The sequence below is a fragment of the Hyphomonas sp. genome (assembly GCF_013823385.1).
GTDB lineage: Bacteria > Pseudomonadota > Alphaproteobacteria > Caulobacterales > Hyphomonadaceae > Hyphomonas.
In genome coordinates this window covers 25,494-46,050 of sequence record NZ_PNMA01000031.1, presented here as the reverse complement: position 1 = coordinate 46,050, position 20,557 = coordinate 25,494, and the positions used below count along the sequence as shown (strand labels likewise).

The 20,557-nt window shown below is 63.3% G+C and carries 24 protein-coding genes; 5 read left to right on the top strand and 19 right to left on the bottom strand.

All coding sequences use genetic code 11. The annotated features are described in order from the left end of the window. The first annotated feature begins 634 nt into the window (after positions 1-634). Positions 635-1,333 (top strand): hypothetical protein, encoded by a 699-nt coding sequence (locus C0456_RS15945; protein ID WP_291054122.1) that lies wholly within the window; start codon positions 635-637, stop codon positions 1,331-1,333. A gap of 4 nt (positions 1,334-1,337) precedes the next feature. On the opposite strand, the gene purH is transcribed toward C0456_RS15945, so the two are convergent. The 6 genes from purH to htpX form a co-directional block, all read right to left on the bottom strand. After that, positions 1,338-2,924: a bifunctional phosphoribosylaminoimidazolecarboxamide formyltransferase/IMP cyclohydrolase gene (gene purH / locus C0456_RS15940; RefSeq protein ID WP_291054120.1), complete on the bottom strand. Its 1,587-nt coding sequence runs from the start codon at positions 2,922-2,924 to the stop codon at positions 1,338-1,340. 63 nt (positions 2,925-2,987) lie between these two features. Beyond that, positions 2,988-4,715: a heparinase II/III family protein gene (locus C0456_RS15935; RefSeq protein ID WP_291054118.1), complete on the bottom strand. Its 1,728-nt coding sequence runs from the start codon at positions 4,713-4,715 to the stop codon at positions 2,988-2,990. Positions 4,716-4,744: 29 nt separating this feature from the next. Then, complete coding sequence (rpe, locus tag C0456_RS15930) at positions 4,745-5,413, bottom strand: ribulose-phosphate 3-epimerase (RefSeq protein WP_291054116.1); 669 nt, start codon at positions 5,411-5,413, stop codon at positions 4,745-4,747. A 147-nt stretch (positions 5,414-5,560) separates the two neighbouring features. Next, complete coding sequence (locus tag C0456_RS15925; protein WP_291054114.1) at positions 5,561-6,010, bottom strand: glycine zipper 2TM domain-containing protein; 450 nt, start codon at positions 6,008-6,010, stop codon at positions 5,561-5,563. Between the two features lie 171 nt (positions 6,011-6,181). After that, positions 6,182-7,453 (bottom strand): transcription antitermination factor NusB, encoded by a 1,272-nt coding sequence (locus C0456_RS15920; protein WP_291054112.1) that lies wholly within the window; start codon positions 7,451-7,453, stop codon positions 6,182-6,184. A gap of 80 nt (positions 7,454-7,533) precedes the next feature. Further along, complete coding sequence (htpX, locus tag C0456_RS15915; protein WP_291054110.1) at positions 7,534-8,427, bottom strand: zinc metalloprotease HtpX; 894 nt, start codon at positions 8,425-8,427, stop codon at positions 7,534-7,536. Between the two features lie 104 nt (positions 8,428-8,531). Here htpX and C0456_RS15910 point away from each other — a divergent pair, with 104 nt between their 5' ends. Further along, complete coding sequence (locus C0456_RS15910) at positions 8,532-8,729, top strand: DUF1674 domain-containing protein (RefSeq protein ID WP_291054108.1); 198 nt, start codon at positions 8,532-8,534, stop codon at positions 8,727-8,729. Between the two features lie 67 nt (positions 8,730-8,796). Here the strand turns inward: C0456_RS15910 and C0456_RS15905 are convergent, their stop codons facing one another. Continuing rightward, entirely contained in the window at positions 8,797-9,627 is an 831-nt protein-coding gene (locus C0456_RS15905; RefSeq protein WP_367179294.1) for an alpha/beta fold hydrolase, read from the bottom strand. 254 nt (positions 9,628-9,881) lie between these two features. On the opposite strand from C0456_RS15905, the gene C0456_RS15900 reads away from it, so the two are divergent. Together C0456_RS15900 and C0456_RS15895 are read left to right on the top strand one after the other, a co-directional pair. Then, on the top strand, positions 9,882-10,355 hold the full coding sequence (locus tag C0456_RS15900) for a MarR family transcriptional regulator (RefSeq protein ID WP_291054104.1): 474 nt from the start codon (positions 9,882-9,884) through the stop codon (positions 10,353-10,355). 322 nt (positions 10,356-10,677) lie between these two features. Next, positions 10,678-11,100 carry a GNAT family N-acetyltransferase gene (locus tag C0456_RS15895; protein WP_291054102.1) on the top strand — a complete coding sequence of 141 codons (423 nt, stop codon included), beginning with the start codon at positions 10,678-10,680 and terminating at the stop codon, positions 11,098-11,100. A 15-nt stretch (positions 11,101-11,115) separates the two neighbouring features. On the opposite strand, the gene C0456_RS15890 is transcribed toward C0456_RS15895, so the two are convergent. The 4 genes from C0456_RS15890 to C0456_RS15875 all read right to left on the bottom strand — a co-directional run bounded on the left by C0456_RS15890 (position 11,116) and on the right by C0456_RS15875 (position 15,089). Next, positions 11,116-11,616, bottom strand: coding sequence for a DUF4411 family protein (locus tag C0456_RS15890; RefSeq protein ID WP_291054100.1), 501 nt, complete (start codon positions 11,614-11,616; stop codon positions 11,116-11,118). A 9-nt stretch (positions 11,617-11,625) separates the two neighbouring features. Next, positions 11,626-12,783: an XRE family transcriptional regulator gene (locus C0456_RS15885; protein WP_291054098.1), complete on the bottom strand. Its 1,158-nt coding sequence runs from the start codon at positions 12,781-12,783 to the stop codon at positions 11,626-11,628. Positions 12,784-12,908: 125 nt separating this feature from the next. Beyond that, on the bottom strand, positions 12,909-13,931 hold the full coding sequence (locus C0456_RS15880; protein WP_291054096.1) for an NAD-dependent epimerase/dehydratase family protein: 1,023 nt from the start codon (positions 13,929-13,931) through the stop codon (positions 12,909-12,911). A 195-nt stretch (positions 13,932-14,126) separates the two neighbouring features. Continuing rightward, complete coding sequence (locus C0456_RS15875) at positions 14,127-15,089, bottom strand: DMT family transporter (protein WP_367179291.1); 963 nt, start codon at positions 15,087-15,089, stop codon at positions 14,127-14,129. Between C0456_RS15875 and C0456_RS15870 the strand changes: the two genes are divergently transcribed. Continuing rightward, positions 15,088-15,372: a hypothetical protein gene (locus C0456_RS15870; protein ID WP_291054092.1), complete on the top strand. Its 285-nt coding sequence runs from the start codon at positions 15,088-15,090 to the stop codon at positions 15,370-15,372. The genes C0456_RS15875 and C0456_RS15870 overlap by 2 nt on opposite strands. Here C0456_RS15870 and C0456_RS15865 read toward each other — a convergent pair. The 8 genes from C0456_RS15865 to ykgO form a co-directional block, all read right to left on the bottom strand. Further along, positions 15,363-16,247, bottom strand: coding sequence for an SDR family oxidoreductase (locus C0456_RS15865; RefSeq protein ID WP_291054090.1), 885 nt, complete (start codon positions 16,245-16,247; stop codon positions 15,363-15,365). The two genes, C0456_RS15870 and C0456_RS15865, sit on opposite strands and share 10 nt — an antisense overlap. Positions 16,248-16,400: 153 nt before the next feature. After that, the gene (locus C0456_RS15860) at positions 16,401-17,285 is read right to left on the bottom strand and encodes an SDR family oxidoreductase (RefSeq protein WP_291054088.1); all 885 of its coding nucleotides are present in this window, start codon (positions 17,283-17,285) and stop codon (positions 16,401-16,403) included. Between the two features lie 26 nt (positions 17,286-17,311). Then, positions 17,312-17,809, bottom strand: a complete 498-nt coding sequence (locus tag C0456_RS15855) for a hypothetical protein (protein WP_291054086.1) — start codon at positions 17,807-17,809, stop codon at positions 17,312-17,314. A 49-nt stretch (positions 17,810-17,858) separates the two neighbouring features. Continuing rightward, the gene (locus C0456_RS15850) at positions 17,859-18,128 is read right to left on the bottom strand and encodes a DUF2312 domain-containing protein (protein ID WP_213269180.1); all 270 of its coding nucleotides are present in this window, start codon (positions 18,126-18,128) and stop codon (positions 17,859-17,861) included. Between the two features lie 37 nt (positions 18,129-18,165). After that, positions 18,166-19,116, bottom strand: coding sequence for an alpha/beta hydrolase (locus C0456_RS15845; protein WP_291054084.1), 951 nt, complete (start codon positions 19,114-19,116; stop codon positions 18,166-18,168). Positions 19,117-19,121: 5 nt separating this feature from the next. After that, entirely contained in the window at positions 19,122-19,658 is a 537-nt protein-coding gene (locus tag C0456_RS15840) for a tetratricopeptide repeat protein (protein WP_291054082.1), read from the bottom strand. A gap of 74 nt (positions 19,659-19,732) precedes the next feature. Continuing rightward, entirely contained in the window at positions 19,733-20,341 is a 609-nt protein-coding gene (locus C0456_RS15835; protein ID WP_291054080.1) for an HAD family phosphatase, read from the bottom strand. Positions 20,342-20,372: 31 nt separating this feature from the next. Then, positions 20,373-20,498, bottom strand: coding sequence for a type B 50S ribosomal protein L36 (gene ykgO / locus C0456_RS15830; RefSeq protein ID WP_011648318.1), 126 nt, complete (start codon positions 20,496-20,498; stop codon positions 20,373-20,375). Positions 20,499-20,557: the final 59 nt, after the last annotated feature.

Below are 20,557 nucleotides of genomic sequence, written 5' to 3'. Positions count from 1 at the left end.
ACGGTACCGGCGCGGCTCCTGTGGGGAGGATAGGCGTGAGTTTGCGCGAGGGAGGGACCCGGGCGGATAAGTTTTTCATTTTCCGTGTCATCCCGGACGGCCCGGAGGGCCGATCCGGGACCTGCTGGAGGTGGAACAAGAGCGGAGAGAAGGTCCCGGCTCTGCGGCCGCTGCGCGGCCTTGGCCGGGATGACACGGGGGATTCTGGGGCCCGGATAATCGCTGCGCGATTTCCGGGATGACGGGGGAAGATTGGGGGATAGGGGGCGTGCTTGTCCCCGCTGAGCCCCACCCCACCCCACCCCTCCCCTCCCCATAGTCATGGGGAGGGGTGGGGTGGGGCTGCTCAAAGCAAAGAGGAAAGGGGCGGCCTTGCTCCGTACCCGTAGGGTGGGTTGAGGCCCGCGAAAGCGGGTCGATACCCACCACCTCGCATTCCTCCGCGCCGCAGCCCGATGGGTATCGGCTACGCCTCAACCCACCCTACGCTTGTTCATTTGTATATCCAGACTTGGCTAAACGCCGTTCGATTGACTACGCTTGCCTCGAGTTGTTTGTCGGAGTTAGCTTCAATGAAAGACGGTCGACCAATGGCGGGGAACAAGACGGAATGTGGTGGGGATGCAAGTTTTCCATGATCGTACTGCTTAGGATTACGGCAATTGGCGCCTATTGCGGGTTGGCCGGTTGTACCAATTATGCCCCCACAGCCCCTCATGCCCGGGGCACGGTTTTCTCGACCAACAGCGTTGGTCCGCAAACGTCGATTTCTTACGGTTTCTCTGGACCTCCGGATATGAAGACCGCAGAGCGCAACGAGACTGACAATGGCGTGGTCGTCTTTACGCATCCTGGACAATGCCTATTTAGCCTAGTTTACGATGACAACTGGATAAAATTTCAAAACACCACGATCGTCATTGAAGGCGAGGAGTATGCGTCTCCCATTTTTGTAATTGATCAACCGGGGCTCTCTTCACAAATGAAGACAGACTTGGCTCGAAGAGTTTTCCTATTTGACTCCAACAGCATGCATTATTGCGCTCCGGCAACGAAAGCGCGGGAGCTATGGCCAATGGAAAAGCTCTTCTACGAAGCCAAAGAGGATGCTGCAAAACAAATTGGCTTAGCCATGATCGAATACGCGGTGCGATCAAAGCAGGTAACTACCGAAGAAGAAGCTGCAGATCTTTTCGCAGAAATGGGCATTTGGGGCAGTTATATAAGGGATTGGCATAGAAGCGGCCACCAATCGATTATCGATGAGGTGGATGGAAAAAATCCGCCGGAAATCGTAAGATTTTCCAGGCCGACTCCCTCGCAAGGACAATAGTCCCTCAATGCCGGAAGTGCCGCATTCCCGTGAACACCATCGCGAGCCCCGCTTCGTCCGCTGCGGCGATCACCTCATCATCGCGGATTGAGCCGCCGGGTTGGATGACGGCGGTGGCGCCGGCGCTGGCGGCTTGCAAGAGACCGTCCGGGAACGGAAAGAAGGCGTCGGAGGCGGCGACGCAGCCTTTGGTGCGCGGCTCTGCCCAGCCGGCGGCCTCCATAGCGTCCTGCGCCTTGCGGGCGGCGATGCGGGCAGAGTCGATGCGGCTCATTTGCCCTGCGCCGATGCCGGCGGTGACGCCGTCTTTCGCGTAGACGATGGTGTTGGATTTCACATGCTTGGCGACGCGCCAGGCAAACAGCATGTCTTCGAGTTCCTGCGGGGTGGGCGCGCGCTTGGTGACGACTTCGAGGTCGTCGAGATGGATGCGGCCGGCGTCCCGGTCCTGCAGGAGGAAGCCGCCGGCGACGGTCTTGGCGAAGATGCCGCCTGCGGCGGGGTCGGGCAGGCCGTCGGTGATCAGGAGGCGGAGGTTTTTCTTTTTCGCGAAGACCGCTTCAGCCGCCGCGTCCGCGCTCGGCGCGATGACGACTTCGGTGAAGATCTCGGTGATGACTTTTGCGGTTTCCTCGTCCAGAGGGCGGTTGAGGGCCACGATGCCGCCAAAGGCGGAGGTCGGGTCGCAGGCGAGGGCGGCCTTGTAGGCTTCGATGATGTTCGGGCCAAGGGCCACGCCGCAGGGGTTTGCGTGCTTGATGATGGCGACGGCGGGTTTTTCCGCGCCCAGTTCGCCGATCAGCTCATAGGCGGCGTCGGTGTCGTTGATGTTGTTGTAGGAAAGCTCCTTGCCCTGAAGTTGGCGCGCGGTGGCGACGCCGGGGCGCTTCTCGCCGGTAACGTAGAAGGCGGCTTTCTGGTGGGGGTTTTCGCCATAGCGCAGGGATTGCTGGAGGCGCCCGCCGATGGCGGCCCAGTCCGGCGCGTCCTCGCCGATCTGCTTGGCATACCAGCCGGAGATGGCCGCGTCATAGGCGGCGGTGCGGGCATAGGTCTTGGCGGCCAGCTTGCGGAGGAGGGCGGGGGAGACCGCGCCGGTGGCCTCGGCCTGCGCAAGGACAGCGTCGACATCCCCGCCATCGGTGCAGACGGCGACGAAGGCGCCGTTCTTGGCGGCGGCGCGCAGCATGGCGGGGCCGCCGATGTCGATATTCTCGATGCAGGTTTCAAAATCTGCGCCCGAGGCGACGGTCGCCTCGAAGGGGTAGAGGTTGACGTAGATGAGGTCGATGGCGCCGATGCCGTGGGTTTCGGCGTCTTTGACGTGGGAGGGGTTGTCGCGCAGGTAGAGGAGGCCGCCATGCACAGCGGGATGGAGCGTCTTGACGCGGCCGTCCATCATTTCGGGGAAGCCGGTGAGGTCGGAGACGTCTTTCACCGCGAGGCCGGCGTCTTTGAGCGCTTTCGACGTGCCGCCGGTGGAGACAAGCTCGACGCCGAGGGCGGCGAGGCGCCTGGCCTGGTCGATCAGGCCGGTCTTGTCGGACACGGAGATAAGCGCGCGGCGGAGGGTGACGGGGGCGCCGGACATATGGGCTGCTCCTTCAGAGGCGTTGGGAAAGCTGCGCGCGGCCTAGCACCCCCTCAGGCGGCGTCAAGACGCCGTTTCCCGGATGAAGGCCCAGCGGATGCAGTTGGGCGGCTGGCTGCCATCGCCATTGGGGTCAGCAAAGCCCGAGAGGACGATCTGTTCGGGCGTCTCCACCACGCCGCGGGCGAGATAGGCGGTGCGTTCGAGGCGCGCGCCCTCATGGCTGGTCTTGAAGCGCCAGACCGCGCCCGTCTCGCTGACAAGGCGGATGGCATCGCGGCCCATATGGGCGGTGATGGTGGGGTGGAGGTGGAAGCGGATTTCGAAGGGCACGCCCTTCTTGTCGTCGCTCATTGGCTGGGCAACGGGGCGGACGAGGGAGTCCTCGCCGGTCAGCCGGTCGCCTGCGCCGGAGACGAAGATGCGGCGGCGGTGGAGGAGGCCGTGGGAGGCCTTGTAGCCGGCATGCTGGGCATCGAGCCAGATTTCGCTCGCCTCCTCCAGGCGCTTGGCGGCGATGCCTTCCGGGCCGGTGACGGCGCGCATCCGCGTTTCCTCGTTGAGGACGAAGGCGGAGCTGTCGCGGCCGGCGAGGATCAGCGTGGAGTGGGCGCTGGTGCGGCGCACGGCGGCCTGCCAGTCGACATTCACTTCGGAGGAATAGCCACACGAGGTGATGATGCGGGCCGGGCCGTCGGAGAATTCAAAGCCGAGCGCGCCGGCGCGGGCATGTTCCGCAAACGGACGGGGCGGGGCCTCGCCGCAATCGAGCACAAAGCGGAGGCTGCCGCGCTCGATCTTCTGGAATCCGGATTTCGGCGCGAACAGGAAACGGCGCGGCGGCGCCTCCAGGCGCGAGAGCACGGCTTCGACCACTTCGGCGCGGCTCTCGTCGCCATCATTGAACGTATCAAGCGCGCCGTCGCCTGCGCGGAAGAAGGCGAGCATCGCGCCCATGCGCGGGGTCCATTTGGTGATCCAGTCAGGCACCGGGCGCTGGGCGCGGATGAGGGCGTCTTCCACCGTCTGCAGATGGAGCAGGGAGGAGAGGGTGTGGGCCGGGCTGCGGGTGACATGGCCGCCATCGGGCAGGATCTGCGCGGTGACTTCGCCTTCCAGGCGCGCGAGCGCTTCGCTGAGGCCCGCGCCCTTCCGCAGGCAGAGGGAATGGGCGATCAGGCTGACCGCCGCCATCCAGCGCGATTTGGGATCATGCGCGGTGTCGATCACCTCGGCGAGATAGCGCAGCTGGCGGGAGAGGGCGTCGATCCGCTGGCTGCGGTCTTCCGCGCTGCCCGTTTCGAACAGGGCCGGACCGCAGCGCATCCAGTTCCAGACGCGGCTCGCGGTCGGCTCGATGCGCCAGGCAAAGCCATTGAACTTGCCGAAACGCTCGATCCAGTCATCGGTGAGGCGGCGGGCGAGGGCGGCGCCCTCCTCTCCGCGCGCGAAGAGATCGGGCAGCCAGCCGAACCGGTGTACCCGGTCTGCGAAATGGCGGGACGGCATTTCAAGGCTCCAGGGCGGCTCGCCGCTGGCCATCGCCATGCGCTGCTGGCCGATGCGCCAGATGCCGGCCATCAGCGCTTCGCCGCGCCGGTCGTCCGGGGGCAGAAGGTTTGAGATGTGCATTGAGAAACCATCCGGCCCGTGGCCGGTCAGCTTCAGCTTCTGCAGTGTGGAGACTTTCGCGTCATCGCCGACAACACCCCGGAAGCGGCGCCACAGGGCAGCATCATCGCTGCTGGTGCGCGTGCGGTCGGTGTGGAAATCAGAATCGCTCTCGGCCAAGACTTCAGACCCGTCCCCGGACTATGCGATCAGGCGTTTACCTGCGGCCTCAGTGCCCGGATGTTTGCAGCATATGCCTCCGGCCCGCCCTTGAATACGGCAGACCCGGCGACAATGGCTGTGACACCCGCAGCAATGGCGCGCGGTGCGGTTTCGGCGTTCAGGCCGCCGTCGATCTCCAGAATGATGTCGCGGCCCGACGCATCAATCATGCGGCGCAGCTGCTCGACCTTCTTCAATTGGCTTTCGATGAAGCTCTGCCCGCCAAAGCCGGGGTTTACCGACATCACGAGCACCAGATCAATGTCGCCGATCACCGGCTCGATCACGCTGGCAGGCGTGCCGGGGTTGAGCGCCACGCCGGGGCGCATGCCGGCGGCGCGGATCGACTGGAGCGTGCGGTGCAGGTGCGGCCCGGCTTCCGGATGGACGGTGAGGATGTCGGCGCCCGCCCTGGCGAAGTCCTCGATGAAGGGGTCCACCGGCGCGATCATCAGATGCACGTCGAACAGCTTCTTCGTATGCGGGCGCAGCTTCTCGATCACCGGCGGGCCGAAGGTGAGGTTGGGCACGAAATGGCCATCCATCACATCGACATGGATCATGTCGGCGCCGGCTGCATCAATGGCGCGGATTTCCTCGCCCAGCTTGGCAAAGTCCGCAGAAAGGATCGAAGGGGAAATCAGGACGGGTTTCATGTCCCCTCCCTAAAGCGGATTCCCCAATTGGGAAACGGCCTTTCGCGCAAAGGCCGTGTTTTGTCGCGGTCTGCGGGGGTCAAATGCGAAACAGCCGGCTACGCTGGGCAGCCGGCTGTCGGGGAGGGTTCCGCTTGGGTGCGGGGCTTAGCGGGGAACGATCCGCCAGCCATCCGCGCCGGCAATGGCGTTCACCGGGGTGCCCGGCTGGATGTAGATGTCAGCGCCCTGCACGATCTCGCGCACTTCGCCATTGTCGAAGCGAACGGTGTAGGCATAGCCGCGCTTGGTGCCGATGGCCTTGCCGGCCTCGTTACCGGCGATACCGCCGACAACTGCGCCGCCGATGGCGCCGGCCGTCTGGGCCTTGTCGCCGCCGCCGAGTTCAGAGCCTGCCAGACCGCCGAGCACGGCGCCGGTAGCCGCGCCGATCAGCGAACGGTCGGATTTGATGGTCACTTCGCGCACCGACTGGACATAGCCGGTATAGACCGTCGAGGCCTGGCCGACCGAACCGGGGGTCACCCGGCTGGAGTTGTACGTGCTGGCGCAACCGGCCAGCACCATGGTCAGAGCCGCAAGAGCGCCTGCAGCCATTTTGAGGGGCTTTGCCCGTTGGGTAATCGCCATAGTCATGTGTTTATTCCTTTCGCACTGCATACCTGCGATGGGGCTGGTTATACCGCAGTCGCTGCTGAATGAGATATGAACTGTGTTACAGATTTCCGTTCAGCAAACAATTACAGTTTGGAAAGGTTGCCAGCCGGTTCAATCCGGCCGGGTCAGCCGGGCAATGTAGAAGGCGTCATACTGGCGCCCGGCCGAGGGCAGGGTCAGCACGTCACCGGCCGGTGTCAGGCAGGCCTCAAAACCCGGAATCTCGCTGGCCTGCACCGGCGCCCGTTTCAGCGGACCTTTCGATATGGCCGCTTCGACAATCTCCACCCCTTCGGCCGGAAGGGGCGTGCAGACGCAGTAAACCAGCGTGCCGCCGGGGGCGAGCATCCCGGTGGCCGCCGCCAGCAGGCGCGCCTGCACGGCGGGAAAGCGGGTCACATCTTCTTCGGTCTTGATCCACGCGCCTTCGGGATGGCGGCGCAGCGTGCCGAGCGCCGAGCAGGGCGCGTCGAGCAGGAGCTTCGGGAAGGGGGCGGGCGCTTCCCAGGCCTCGCCATCGCCCACGATCACTTCCGCGTGAAGCCCCGTGCGGGCAAGGTTTTCCTTCAGCCGTTCAAGCCGGGGGCGGGAGCGGTCCAGCGCGGTCACCTCGGCCCCGGCGGCGGCGAGCTGCAGCGTCTTGCCGCCCGGCGCGGCGCAAAGATCCAGGATCCGCTCGCCTGGCTGGGGAGCCAGCAGCTTTGCCGGAATGCGCGCGGCCGCGTCCTGCACCCACCAGTCGCCAGCGGCATAGCCCGGCAGGGTTTCCACCGCGCCGCTGATGATGTCGATGGCCCCATCGGGCAGCAGCGTGCCGCCGGTCGCCTCGGCCACGCGGGCGCCGTCCCCCTTGGGAGAGAGGTGGAGGCCGGGTTCTTCCAGCTGGGCCAGGGCGAGCGCTTCGGCCGTCTGGCGGCCATAGGCAGAGCCGAGGCGGCTGGCCAGCCAGTCCGGCCAGAGGGCCAGGGGGCTGATGGTGCGGGCGGGGCTGCCGGTTTCGCTGACCCGGCGCAGGGCGGCGTTGACAAAGCCGCCGCCCGAACGGGCCGGTGACCAGAGCCGGGCAGCCTCCACCGTTTCGGATACGGCGGCATGAGGCGCCACATCCATGAACCAGATCTGCGCCGCGCCGGCCCGGATCAGCGCGCGGATTTCCGCGCCCGTCGCGCTCAAGGGCCGGGAGAGGAAAGGCGAGACGCCCCGGTCGATCCAGCCAAGATGGCGCAGCGCGCTGGAAGCGATGGCGCGCGCAAAGGCGCGGTCTGAGCCGTCCAGCGCATTGAAGGCGTCGTCTGCCGCCATGGCGTCATCCAGCGTGCGCCGCTTGTCGAGCACAAGATTGAGAAGGCGGCCTGCGGCCAGCCGGATATGCGCGCCGCTCAAATCAGGGCTCTCCGATAGAGGTTGTCATCCTCCCCCGTAACCGGGCGAGGCGGGCAGCGCCAGCCATTGCCTGCTTTCGCTTACCCCCACGGCCCGCTTGACCGCGCCGCCGGGGCAGGCGCCGCCGAGAGGCCCATTTCGCCGGCCATGCGGCGGAGGGCTTCGACGCGGTTGGCGGTCGACGGGTGGGTGGAGAAGAGGTTGTCTGCCCCGCGTCCGTTGAGGGGGTTGGAGATATACATGTGCGCCATGGCGGGGTTACGCTCCGCATAGGGATTGATCTGGGCGCGGGCGCCGCGCTCGATCTTCTCCAGCGCCGAGGCGAGCCAGAGCGGGTTGCCGCAAATCTCCGCGCCGCGCTTGTCAGCCACATATTCCCGCGAGCGGCTGATCGCCATCTGCACCAGGCCTGCTGCCATCGGCGCAAAGATCATGACGGCGATGGCGCCGATCAGCCCCGTCCGCTCGCGCCCGAAGAAGAGGGCAAAGTTCGCCAGCATGCCGATGGCCCCGGCGAGCGTGGCGGTCACCGTCATCGTCAGCGTGTCGCGGTTCTGCACATGGGCCAGCTCATGCGCCATCACCCCGGCCACTTCCTCGCGGTTGAGCATGTTGAGCAGGCCCGTCGTGGCGGCAACGGCGGCGTTCTGCGGGTTGCGGCCCGTGGCGAAGGCGTTGGGTTGGGGCGTGTCGATGATGTAGATGCGCGGGGCAGGCAGGCCGGCATTCTCCGCCAGGCGCGCCACATCCTCACCAAAGGCGCGCAGCATCGGGTTGCGCGTATCGGGCAGCACTTCCTGTGCCCCCTGCATCCGCAGCACCATCTTGTCGGAATTCCACCAGGCAAACACGTTCATGCCGGCGGCCACCACAAAGGCGACAATCATGCCGCCCGTGCCGCCCACAAGAAAGCCGATCGCCATGAAAATGGCCGTCATGGCGGCGAGAAGGATGAATGTCTTGGCCGTGCCCATCGGTGGGGTGCTCCTCATCAACAAGAACGAAGCCTGCGCGCCTTTGCGCAATTCGTGTCTGCAGCCCTATATGGGAAAGGGTGAACGTCTGGGAAAGATTTCAAATGAGCAATGATCTGCCCGAAGAAGAGATCGCCCGCCGCGCGGGCCTGCCCGAAGCGGCCCGCCGCGCGCTGGAAGAAGCCGACGCCCGCAAACGGGCCGAGGCCGCCCTCCCGGCAGACGAGATCGGCGGCCCGAAAACCATCGAACCCACCCGCTATGGCGACTGGGAACGCAAGGGCATCGCCTACGATTTCTGACCCCTCAGCAGCAAAAAACCCGGGCCGCCTTGGGAAGGGCGGCCCGGGTCTTTTTTGAGGCAGGCCGTTAGCCTTCGATGAAGGCCAGCAGGTCGGCGTTGATCACGTCCGGATGCGTCGCAAAGAGGCCATGCGAGAGGCCGTCATAGACCTTCAGCGTGCCGTTCGGCAGCAGGGCGGCGGCGCGGCGGGCAGTTTCATCGACCGGGACGATCTGGTCATCCCCGCCATGCATCACCAGTACCGGCACCTTGATTGCCTTCAGGTCTTCGGTGAAGTCGGTCTCGGCAAAGGCCGTGATCGTGTCGAGCTGGGCCTTGGCGCTGCCGATCATGCCCTGGCGCCACCAGTTCTGGATGAGGCCTTCGCTGACTTCGGCGCCTTCCCGGTTGAAGCCATAGAACGGCCCCGAGGGAATTTCGCGGTAGAATTCGGCGCGGTTCTTGGCAAGGGCCACCTTGAAGCCTTCAAACACTTCCAGCGGCACGCCGGTCGGGTTGCTCTCGATCTTGCCGAGAACCGGCGTGATCGCGCCGATCAGCACGGCTTTCGACACGCGCCCCGGCTCAGCCTGCGCCACATAGCGGGCAACAACGCCCCCGCCGGTGGAGTGGCCGATATGGACGGCGTTCTTCAGGTCCAGCGCGGCGACAAGATCGGCCGTGTCAGAGGCGAACGTGTCCATGTCATGGCCGATATCGGTCTGGGTGGAGCGGCCCTGGCCGCGGCGGTCAAAGGCGACAACGCGGTAGCCTTCCGACAGGAAGAACAGCATCTGGCTGTCCCAGTCATCGGCCGTCAGCGGCCAGCCATGGTGGAACACGATGGGTTGGGCGTCTTTCGGGCCCCAGTCCTTGTAGAAGAGCTGGGTACCGTCTTTGGTGGTGATCATGGACATCTGAATTTCTCCTTGGGCAGGGGTTTTGGGGGCAGGGTCGGCGGCGGAAATCTGGCCAGCGGCCAGGGTGGAAAGGGCAACGGCAGACAGAAGGGACTTCATCATGAGGGGCTCCAGTTGTTTTTTGCGATAACCCTTATCGCGATAAACATCAGATAGGAGATTGCCATTTCGGCGTCAAGCATTATTTTTATCGCGATAGGTAATTTCGCGATAAGGGTCCCTTCTGCCCCCGCGCACCAAAGGAATATGACATGCCCAAGCTGACCGCCGCCAACCCGCCGCTGCCCCCGCCGCTCAGCGAGCATATCTGCCGCACGATCTATGCCACCAACCTGGCCATCCAGCGCGTTCACAAGGTCGTGCTTGACGAACTTGGGATCACCTACCTTCAGTATCTGGTGCTCAACCTACTCTGGGATCGTGACAATCAGTCGGTCAGCGAGCTCTCCGGCCAGCTGGAGCTGGAGCCCAGCACGCTGACCCCGCTGCTCAAGCGCCTGGAGGCCGCCGGCCACCTCACCCGCCTGCGCAACCCGCAGGACGAGCGTCAGGTTCTGATCAGCCTCACCGATCAGGGCCGCGCGATGCAGCTGCAGGCAGGCTGCGTCGGCACAAACCTGGTGGAGAAGGCCGGAATGTCCGCAGACGACCTGCGCGACCTCAACGCCCGCATCCGCGCGCTGCATGACAATCTCACCACGCCGGGTACGGCAGGGGAGGGCTAACCCCCCTCTCCCATTCCATCGGAGAGGGGCCGGGGGTGAGGGCCTGCCGCGAAGGCCGGCCTCCCGAACGGCTCATCCTGAGCGAAGCCGAAGGACGAGCCGGGGCACGGAAGGGAAGTGACGGTAAGGGTCTTCCCCGGACTGCTCCCCTCGCCCCGCTTGCGGGGAGAGGGGCTGGGGGTGAGGGGCCGCCCGGAACGCCAAACTTGCTCGCTGAAGCTAGCGCCGCCACCCTCACCCCCAACCCCCTCTCCCTCTGAAGAGGGCGAGGGGGCTTTGCAGGCCGCTTCCCAATCCCCCGCGGCCAAGGCATATCTGCCGTATGAAGATCACCCTCGCCCCGCCCACACCCGCAGACATCGACGTGCTCCACCCCCTCCTGCAGGCGGCCTACTGGTCGCCCGGCATTCCGCGCGAGACGGTGGAACGCGCCTGCGCCCATTCCCTCTGCGCCCTCGCGCGGGACGAAGCCGGCACGCTGACGGGCTTTGCCCGCGCGGTGACCGATTACACCGTCTTCGCCTGGGTGTGTGATGTGATGGTGGTGCCCGCCCATCGCGGGAAGGGCCTTGGCCGCAATCTCGTCCGCTCCCTGATGACCCATCCGGACACGCAAACCGTCCGCCGCTGGATGCTCGGCACCGCCGACGCCCACGGCGTCTATGCAGACCTCGGCTTCGCCCCGCTCAAGGCGCCGGAGCGATTGATGGAAGTGATCAAGCCGCCGCATTGGGGGCGGGGGTAATTTAAGTATTTGGAGTTACGGTGACCATTCGGTTGTGAAATCGAGTTCCTCAAGAACTTCAAAAATCGTGATGCAACGAATTTTGAAATCACGGCAAACGTCCGGAACTTTTCTATTCTGTCTTTTCTTTGATGGCTTTGACACTTCAAATGAAACGACAGTCCGGTTTTTGGGGGCTTTGAGTGCATGTGCTATCAAGAACGGGTCGCGACCGATTTCTAGAATTTCAGACTCATCAAGATCGACTGCATATCCACCTTCTATTATAGAATTTACCAGCGTTGGATCGACTTCCTCGTCAAACTCAAGTGCGGTTCTGACCTCTTTTTGTTTCAACCAATCGACCAAATCGCCGCTGCCTGCTGTAATCTCTTCATACTGCTCAGCCGGAATTTTTATCTTCCCTGATTGTCCTTGAGACAGCAGCCAATCCCAAAAAATCGGAAATCGCTTGCGAGGATAATATGTGCGATCTGCTTTGATTAGTGTGTCAGCGTCTAGAAGGAAGATAGCCATAAGCAGTATCTACCCGGCGCCATTGCCGACGAGGCGAGGAACCGCGGTAGTTTTAACGCCTAATACCGTCCCTGCTTTGCTTGTGGTCATAGCTCCGTCGGCAATCATTCGCCGAACGGTGTTAACAAGACCGGCGCCCATTCGATGTCTGCGCACAACATAGTAGTCTGGGCCAGAACCAGATTTCTCCTTAGACTTCGCGGCCTGAACTCTATCTTGATCGAATTGGCGAATGAGCCTCTGATACATATCTCTAGATATTCTGTTTGTAGACAGAAGGTTGAAGGCGACCATTTTTCTGCTGACTTTTCGGCGCTCTGCGAAATCCGAAAGATTGGCAACTAGCAGATCAAAATCATTCCGTACAACGCTCGGAATGGTTGCCAACTCAGCGGCATCTAGCAGTATGTGTGCTGCGACCTGATCACAAAACTTCTCTACTTCAGCCTCGCCGTCATAACCGCTCACTCCAGTTTGTCCGAGCCAAATGTGGGTCAATTCATGAAGCAGTGTAAACGACCAAGCTGTCTTGGCGTCCTTTTCATTAATAATCACAAACGGAGCAATGGGGTCGGCCAATGCAAACCCACGAAATGCGCGGACGTCTATATCGGTGTGGTGTGTCCCTAGGTTGCCCATCAAAAGGACAAACACCCCGGCCTCCTCCACGCCTTCACGTAACATTGCAAAGGCGTCGTTCACGGAGTTTTGGCCCCGGAATTTATCCCGATCAAAATGGATTACTTGCCGAATAGAATTGGCAACTTCGGCCACCCCCATTTTCATTTGGGCAGAGCCGACAAACTGCAGCGCCCTTGCTTCGTCTGCGTCTTCTAGGGCAGACTTGATTAAGTTTTGGCGCGCATAAACATCTCGAATAAGCGTCGAGAGAATAGGCTGGGCTGCCTCACGTTGATCGAGAGGAAGAGTTCTAAAGTCTTGTCCAAGTTGTTTCTGTTTTGGCGGCGAGCTCATATAAAATGTAAGAAGTGGTCTCCGATATCTTTCAGCCATGTTCACAAGCTGCTTACGCGACGGCTCGGATTCACCAGCTTCAAAAGCGAGCAAGCGTTCCTCGGATATTGCCAACTTCTTCGCTGCCTCCTCGGCAGAGAAGCCAGCAGTTTCGCGAGCCCAGATGAGGATATTGGGGTTCACTTTTGGCATTTTCTATCAGTTGCAACGAATTGTGATGTCGTCGAGACTTTTGTGAAGTCGGTTAATTTAAGGTGTGTTTTGGGTTGAATTTATCAAATCAAAAATTGCAGCTGATGAACTAAATTGAAGCCCCCTCAAACCACCCCAAACGCCACCAAACTCTGCGCCCCCGCGATCACCGCTTCTTCGCTGCTCCTCGGCGTCCAGCCCAGCACGCGGCGGGCCTTCTCGCTGGAGATGTGGCGTTCGCGGTTCAGTTCCGGGATGAGCTGTTTGGCGGGTGGGTTGATGAGGGCGGTGAGGTGGACCATCCAGGCGGGAATGTCCCTGGACGGAAGTTTTGAGGCATAGGCCGGGAATTCGCGGGCGAGGGTGGCGGCCACTTCCGAAAACCACATGAACCGGTCGCCCAGAAGGAAGCGTTCGCCCGCCGCCGCCGGGCTGGTCATCGCGGCGACATGGGCCGCGGCCACATCGCGCACATCCACCACCACGAAGCCCACCTTCGGCGTGCCCGGCAGCTTGCCGGACATCAGCTGGGTGAGGATTTCAACCGAAGCCGAAAAGTCCCCGCTCATCACCGGGCCGAGCACCAGGGCGGGGTTGATCGTGGTCAGCTCCAGCCCCTGGCCTTCGCCTTTCACATAGTCCCAGGCCGCCCGCTCGGCGACGAGCTTGGAGCGGATATAGGGCGTCATGTCCGGCGCGCCCTTGTCCTGAGACCAGTGCTCCTCGGTGATCGGGTTGGGCCGCGCCTCGCCCCAGCCATAGGCGCAGGCCGCCATCGAGGAGGTCATCACCACGCGTTTGACGCCGGCGGCCCTGGCGGCTTTCAGCGCGCGCAGCGCCCCGTCGCGGGCGGGGATGATCAGCTCGTCGGCATTCTTCGGCACGGTCACCGGAATGGGGGAGGCGATGTGGTGAACGTAGTCCATCCCTTCGGCCGCCTCGGCCCATCCCTTGTCGGAGGAAAGGTCTGCCTCGCGGATGGGAATGGAGACGGGGCGCCCGGCATAGGCGCTGAGCGTCTGGCTGAGCGCGGCCCCCTTTGAAGCGGAACGGGCCGTACCGGTCACCTCATGGCCCGCCTCGATCAGCTGGTGGATGACATGTCCGGCGATGAAGCCGGTTGCGCCCGTGACAAGAACCTTCGCCATGCTGGCCTCCCCTGAGATGGGGTGAACAATAAACGATCTGTTATTCGTTCACAAACGAAATTTGTCCGGGGGCGTCCGGGGGTGGCGCAGATGTGTCCGAAACTGTCCGGAATTGTCCATGATCTGTCCGGACGTGTCCGGATTTGTCCACGCCGTGACCGGCCCTGGCGCCGCTTTGGCCCTGTTTGTCCGGGCCTATACGGGCTTTGGCGGCAGCGCCGGTTTTTTCCGGTTCAGCCTGTGTTCCCGCCAAGTGATGTAGAGGGTCGAGGTGATGATGATGCCCGCGCCCAGCCAGACGAAGGGGCCCGGCAGCAGGCGGATCATCACCCAGTCCGCCAGCGCCCCCATCGGCAGGCGCACATAGTCGAGCGGGGAAAGGAACGAGGCGTCGCCCACCGACATGCCCTTGATGAAGCAGAACTGGGCCACGAAACCGGCAAAGGCCATGGCGAAGATGAGGGCCCAGCCGGTGAGGTCCGGGCTGCTCCAGAAGAACAGGGCAAAGGGCAAAATGATGAGGGAAGACAGCATGTTGGCCCATACCAGCAGGGCCAGCGGCGCATGCACCCCGGTCAGCGATTTCACCAGCACGATGGTGAAGGCAAAGCAGAGGGAAGAGAGAAGCGCAAACAGCGCGCCCAGGTTCAGATGCGTGCCCCCGTCGCTGCCCAGAAGGGCAGGCACCAGCGTCATGATCAGCACGCCGGCAAAGCCGATGATGACCGCCCCGCCCCGGTGAACCCCCACCTTCTCATGCAGCAGCACAATGGCCAGCAGCGTCACGAATAGCGGCCGCGTAAACGACAGCGCATTGAACTCCGCCAGTGGCAACCCGAAGATCGGCCAGATCGCAATCAGCCCGAATACAAACCCCGCCGACCCGATCAGGCTGCGCGTCACCAGCGCCCCGAAGCGCGCGGTGTGGATCTTCACGCCGCCGATCCACACGAATGGCATGGCAATCGCAAACGCCAGGAAGCTGCGCCAGAAAGCCAGGAAAATCGGGTGCGCGTCGGCGGTGATTTCCTTGGCGAGGGCAATATGCAGGGTGTAGCCGGCCCCTGAGACCAGCATCCACAATGCGCCCTGAAGATTGCCCGAGAGGCCGGGGCGACTTACAGATCCCTCTGAGCCAGAAGGTGCCTTGCCGTTCATGCTACGCTTTTCACCTGAAGATATCGACGCGATTGACCAGCTTTGGCGAAGCCTGCCACCGGGCCACATGTGGACCGGTTGGGCCGCTGTTGGCCAGTCCCCCGAGACGGTGTGGATCTATCGGTCGCGGGCCCATTGGCGGCGCTTTCCGCTGACGCGCACGAAAGACGGCTATGCCCTCGGCGATGATCAGGGCCGCCTCTTCCGGAAAGCGGCGACCCTGGAGGAATTGCTCAAGGCGGTGGAAGCCGTGCCCCAGCTGCGGGTTGCCGATCAGGACTGAGCGGCAGCTTGCTGTGCCAGCCGCATCTGCTCGGCCTGTTCCGGGCTGATGCCGAGGCTTTCCAGAACCGGGCTGGCGGCGGTCTCGTCCCAGCTGTGGCGCGGGCCGACGGTCATGCCGCCATCGACGAGGAATTCCCCACCGGTGATGAACTCGGCCGCATCAGACGCCAGGAAAGCTGCCATCTCGGCGATGTCGCTGCCTTTGCCGACGCGCCCGATGGGCTGCATCTTGCCCCCTGCCTGGGAGAGCATCTCGGCCATCTGGTCGGCCACTTCGCGCGGCAGGCCGAGCGAGGCGCCAAAGATCGAGGTGGCGATGAAGCCCGGCAGGATGGCGTTGACGCGGATCTTGTACTTGGCGAGTTCAGCGGCGGCGAGCTTGGAGAAGTGGGCGACGCCCTTCTTGGCCACCGAATAGGTGATGGGGGCATAGCCTGCTGAAACGGCGCTGATCGAGGAGGTGTTGATGATCGCCCCGCCCTTGGCCTTCATGTGGGGGATGGCGAATTTGGTGCCCGCGAACACCTGCTTCAGCAGGAGGCTCATCGTCTGGTCGTAGCCGTCGAGGTCCAGCTCCTCCACCGAGGTGGGCGTGCCGCCATGGCCGGCATTGTTCCAGACGATGTCGAGCGATCCGAAGGCGGCCGGGGCAGCGTCCATGATGGCTTTAAGCTCGTCCATATTGGTCACGTCGCAATGGACGAAGCGGAGCTTGTCCCGGCCGAACCGGGTTTCCAGCGCCTTGCCTTTTTCGTCCTGGATGTCGCCCGCGATCACCCTGGCGCCCGCGGCGATGAATGTTTCCACGCCGGCCAGTCCGATGCCGCTTGCCGCGCCGGTGATCACCGCCACCTTGCCCTTGAGATCTGCCATGTATTCCTCCCGGTTTTGGGAGACATGCGGCACCCTTCCGCGAGGGGCGTCAAGGGAGAAAGATGACGGGGGCGTCAAATTCTATTCCCCTTGTTCGGGCAATCGCAGTGCGATTGCTGATCCTCACAAGCCCGCAAGCGGGAGAGGGGAGGGTCAGCGTTTCTTCTGCAGTTTGAACCGCTTGATGAACACTGCATCGAGCCAGCGTTTGGGGAGACGGGTGGCGATGGTGAAGTTGGTGAGCTTGTCGGGCACCGGGGCGTAGCGAGCCTTGGGCTTGGGGCTGCTGAGTGCGTGTTCAACCACTTCGGCGATCTTCTCAGGCGGCAGGCCGGTCTTGCCGCCCGTCAGCATGGTTTCTTCAAACACTTTCAGAGACTCGGCCCAGTCGCTGCCCGCATAGAGGCCGCTTTCATTGTCCTTCTCGGCCTTGTCCCAGATCGGCGTGCGCACGGAGCCCGGGCCCACAGCGATGGCATCGATGCCATAGACGGCCAGTTCCCGGCGGAGCGTATCGGTCATCGCCTCATTGGCATGTTTGGTGGCGGTGTAGGCGCCCAGAAACGGCGCGGCGATCCTGCCACCGACCGAGGTGATGGTGACGATGCGGCCGGGTGGGCCGTTGCGGGCCGGGTCGCCGCCGAGCAGCGGCACGAAGGCCTGGGTGACGCGCAGCAGGCCGAAGACATTGACGGCGAAATGGGCCTCGAAATCTTCCAGCGGCTGGATTGCCAGCGGCCCCATCTTGGCGATGCCGGCATTGTTGAGGAGGCCCGAGAGCCGCTGGGTGCCGAGCGCCGCGCCGATCATGGCAACGGCGGCGTCCACCTGTTCGGGCCTGGTCACGTCCAGAATGATCGGGCGCAGATCTCCGGCCGCGTCCTGTTTCAGGGCATCAGCATCCTTCTGGCTGCGCACCCCGGCAAACACCGTCCAGCCTTTGGCAGCCATGTGACGGGCGCAGGCTTCCCCAATGCCCGTAGAGGCGCCGGTAACAAGCAGGGTGCGGGCGAGGGCGGGGGCGGTCAGCTCGGTCATACCTGACTATACGCTTGAAACGGCGGTCAGTTTTCAGTTTTTTTCGCCCCGCCCTCAATCACGGTCAGCCGGGGCTTTGCCTGGCGCAGGCGTGTGATCTTGCCGGGCTCCGGCGGGGGAAGGCTGGAGGCGGGCACGAGGGTGGGTTTCGGCTTGGCGGGCGGCTCGGGCAGGGTCTCTTCGGGCTCGGGCCCGGACTCATGGCTGCGGGCGCGGAGGGGCGGTTTGCGCTTCATGCCCATCGGCTTGCGGGTCTGAAGGCCGCGGCTGGGCTTGCCGCGGGCTTTCTTGTCGATCTCGCGCAGTTTTGCCTGCTGCAGGCTCGACAGCGCCTCGCCTTCGGCGCCCTTCATCGGGTCGGCAAAGGCGGAGCCGAATTTCTCGATCCGGCCTTCGACCTCTTCGAGAAATTCGCGTTCCCAGTCCGACAAGGGCGGCCCGAGGCCCTTTTCGGCCAGCATCGCGGCTTTTCGCAGCTTTCTCAGCGCCGCGCGCTTCTTGCGCTCATCGACTTCTCTGGCCATGCGATCACATCAGACGAATTTGCCCGTTGCCGCAATTGTCCCTCTGGTCTCAGGCCTCGCCAAGAGCAATGAGATAGGTTTCCAGGATCATTTCCTGTTCCTCGCGCTCGGCGCGTTCGATCTTCCGGAGGCGGATCACCTGGCGCAGGGCCTTGGTGTCAAAGCCGATGGCCTTGGCCTCGGCATAGACTTCCTTGATCTGCTCGGCGACCTCCTTCTTCTCCTCTTCCAGACGCTCGATCTTGGCGACGGTCTGGCGGAGCTTTTCCCGGGTGGTTTCGTCGATCTTGGTGAGCTCGAAGCTGTCATCATCGGCCATGGGGCGTCCTTTCCGGGCTGAGGCGAAGGGAAGGCTCTTAGCGGGTCTGGTGGCCAAAAGCCAGCCGCCGGATGGCACCCGCAACAGCGCCGCCTTCGCCATGATGGGGCATGTGTCCCTCGTCCGGCAGGATCACCAGTTCGAGGGGAACCTGCTTCTTGAGCCGGGCGGTATGAAGTTTTGGTGAAACAACGGTATCCTTGCTGCCGGAAAATACGGTGATGGGCACGGCAAGCTCATCATAGCGCAGGGACTGTTCGGCCAGTTGCTGTTTCAGCCGGGTCATATCGCGGGCATTGGCGCGGAAATTGGGCGGGCGAAGGAAAAGTCCGACGCCGGAATTCTCAAAATAGTCGGGCGGAGTGGGGGCCGGCGCGAAGACACCGGAAATGCCGCTTTTCATTTGCGCCGGCCCGGCAATCGGCGCCAGCTGGGAAAAGACCGGGCCGACTACAGGGGCGGCGGCGAAAGAGTTGTACCAAGCGGTGCCGCCTTCGGCGTCTCCCCAATCATGGGTGACCGGCGCAAGCAGCACGAGGCTGGAGACAAGGTCTGGCCGGTCGAGCGCGAGCCGGAGGGCAACAGCGCCGCCGAAGGAATGCCCGACGATGGTGGCCTTTTGCCCCGGCGCCATCTGCTCCAGTACGCCGGCCATCTGGCCTGCCTGCGCGGCAAGGCTTTCGGCGCCGCTGAAGCGGTCGGAATATCCATGCCCCGGCCGGTCTGCCATCAGCACGCGCAGGTCCATCTCCAGGCGCGGGGCCAGCGTACCGCTGAACTCACGGGCGTTGGCGCTGGCGCCGTGGATCATCAGCACAACAGGCGCGGTTTCCGGCCCGCGTGTCATCACATGAACACCGTGACCGTTCACGCCGATGCGCTGGCCTTCGGCGGGATAGGCCGCTTCGACCTTCGAGGTATACGCCAGGCTGCTCACGCAAGCACCAAGGCTCAGGCCCGACAGGGCCACGAGGGAAACGATGAGCATGCGTTTCAAAGCTCCAGGCCTTCGGCCTTCAGCGTCAGGCGGGCCTCGGCCGCCTTTGCCTGGGGCATCAGCGGATAGATTTTCAGCGCCTCCCGGTAACTGTCGAGCGCTTCGGCTTCCCCGCCGAGCTGTTCGAGAACAAAGCCGAGGCCCAGCCAAGCGCCGAAATGCCGGGGTTCTGCCTCCAGGGCCTGGTTCAGGTCTCGCAGCGCTTCGGAATAGTTTTCTTCGGACAGGAAGATGCCGGCGCGCCGGTGCCAGGCTTCGGCAAAGTCTGGCCGCATCAGGATCACCCGGTCCAGCAGGTCGCGCGCAAGCTCTGTTTCACCATAGGCCAGCGCTTCGGCGGCGCGGCGCATCACGAGGTCTGCGCTGGGGGAGCCGGATTCCAGCCAGCTGGCCCAGATGTCGTCAGCCACATCGGCTGCGATCGCCTCATCCTCGGCCGTCTTCAGCTTCTCGAACATCTGATCGGATGGAAAGGCCTGCGCCAGCGGCGCCAGCGCAAACAGCAGAAGGGCAGGGAGAAGCTGCTTGATCATGCTTTCCAATATGACGCCCCGGCGGCCGGCGGCAACGCCCGCTTTCAGGTCAACTGTTAAAGAAGGGCCTGGTCTCAGAGAAGACCCTGGCGGATCAGCTCGCTTTCAAGCCGCGCGGCGCCGGTGAACAGGTGGGTCTGGTAGCCGAGCGCGTCTGCCATCGCGATATTGCGCGGCGCATCGTCGATGAACAGCACATCGCGCGGATCAGGGTCGCCCATGCGCGTGCGGGCATAGTGGAAGATTGCCGGGTCGGGCTTCACCAGGCCGATCTGTCCGGAAACCACAACCTCGCGGAAGCGGCGGAGGGCCGGAAACATGTCCAGCACCTGCGGCCAGACTTCGCCGGGCATGTTGGAAAGGCCGTAGAGGGGCACTTCGCGGCCGAACAGCATCTCGATCAGCCGGTCCGTGCCGGTGATGTAGCCATCAAACATGTCGGCCCAGCGGCTGTGCCAGGCGCGGATCTGGGATTCGTATTGGGGATAGCGCGCAATCAGCGGGGCGGCATTGTCAGCAAAGCTGACGCCGCGGTCATGCTCGAGGTGCCACTCCATGGTGCACACTTCGGCAAGGAACCGGTCTGCTTCAGCAGCGTTGCTGAAGATTTGGGAATAGAGCCGCGCCGGCGACCAATCGAGCAGGACGCCACCTAAATCGAACAGGGCGATGCGGGCTGTCATGGTGCCGCCTCAATCCCTGTTCATCTAAGGGTCAGCCTTGTTTCGCTTTGAAACGCGGGTCGGTTTTGTTGATCACATAGACCCTGCCCTTACGGCGCACGATCTTGCAGTCACGGTGACGCGACTTGAGCGATTTGAGAGACGAGCGGACTTTCATGGGTCTGGCCTGGAACGTTTATAAATTGGGAAAGCGGAGCGCGTAATGAATCCGGATAG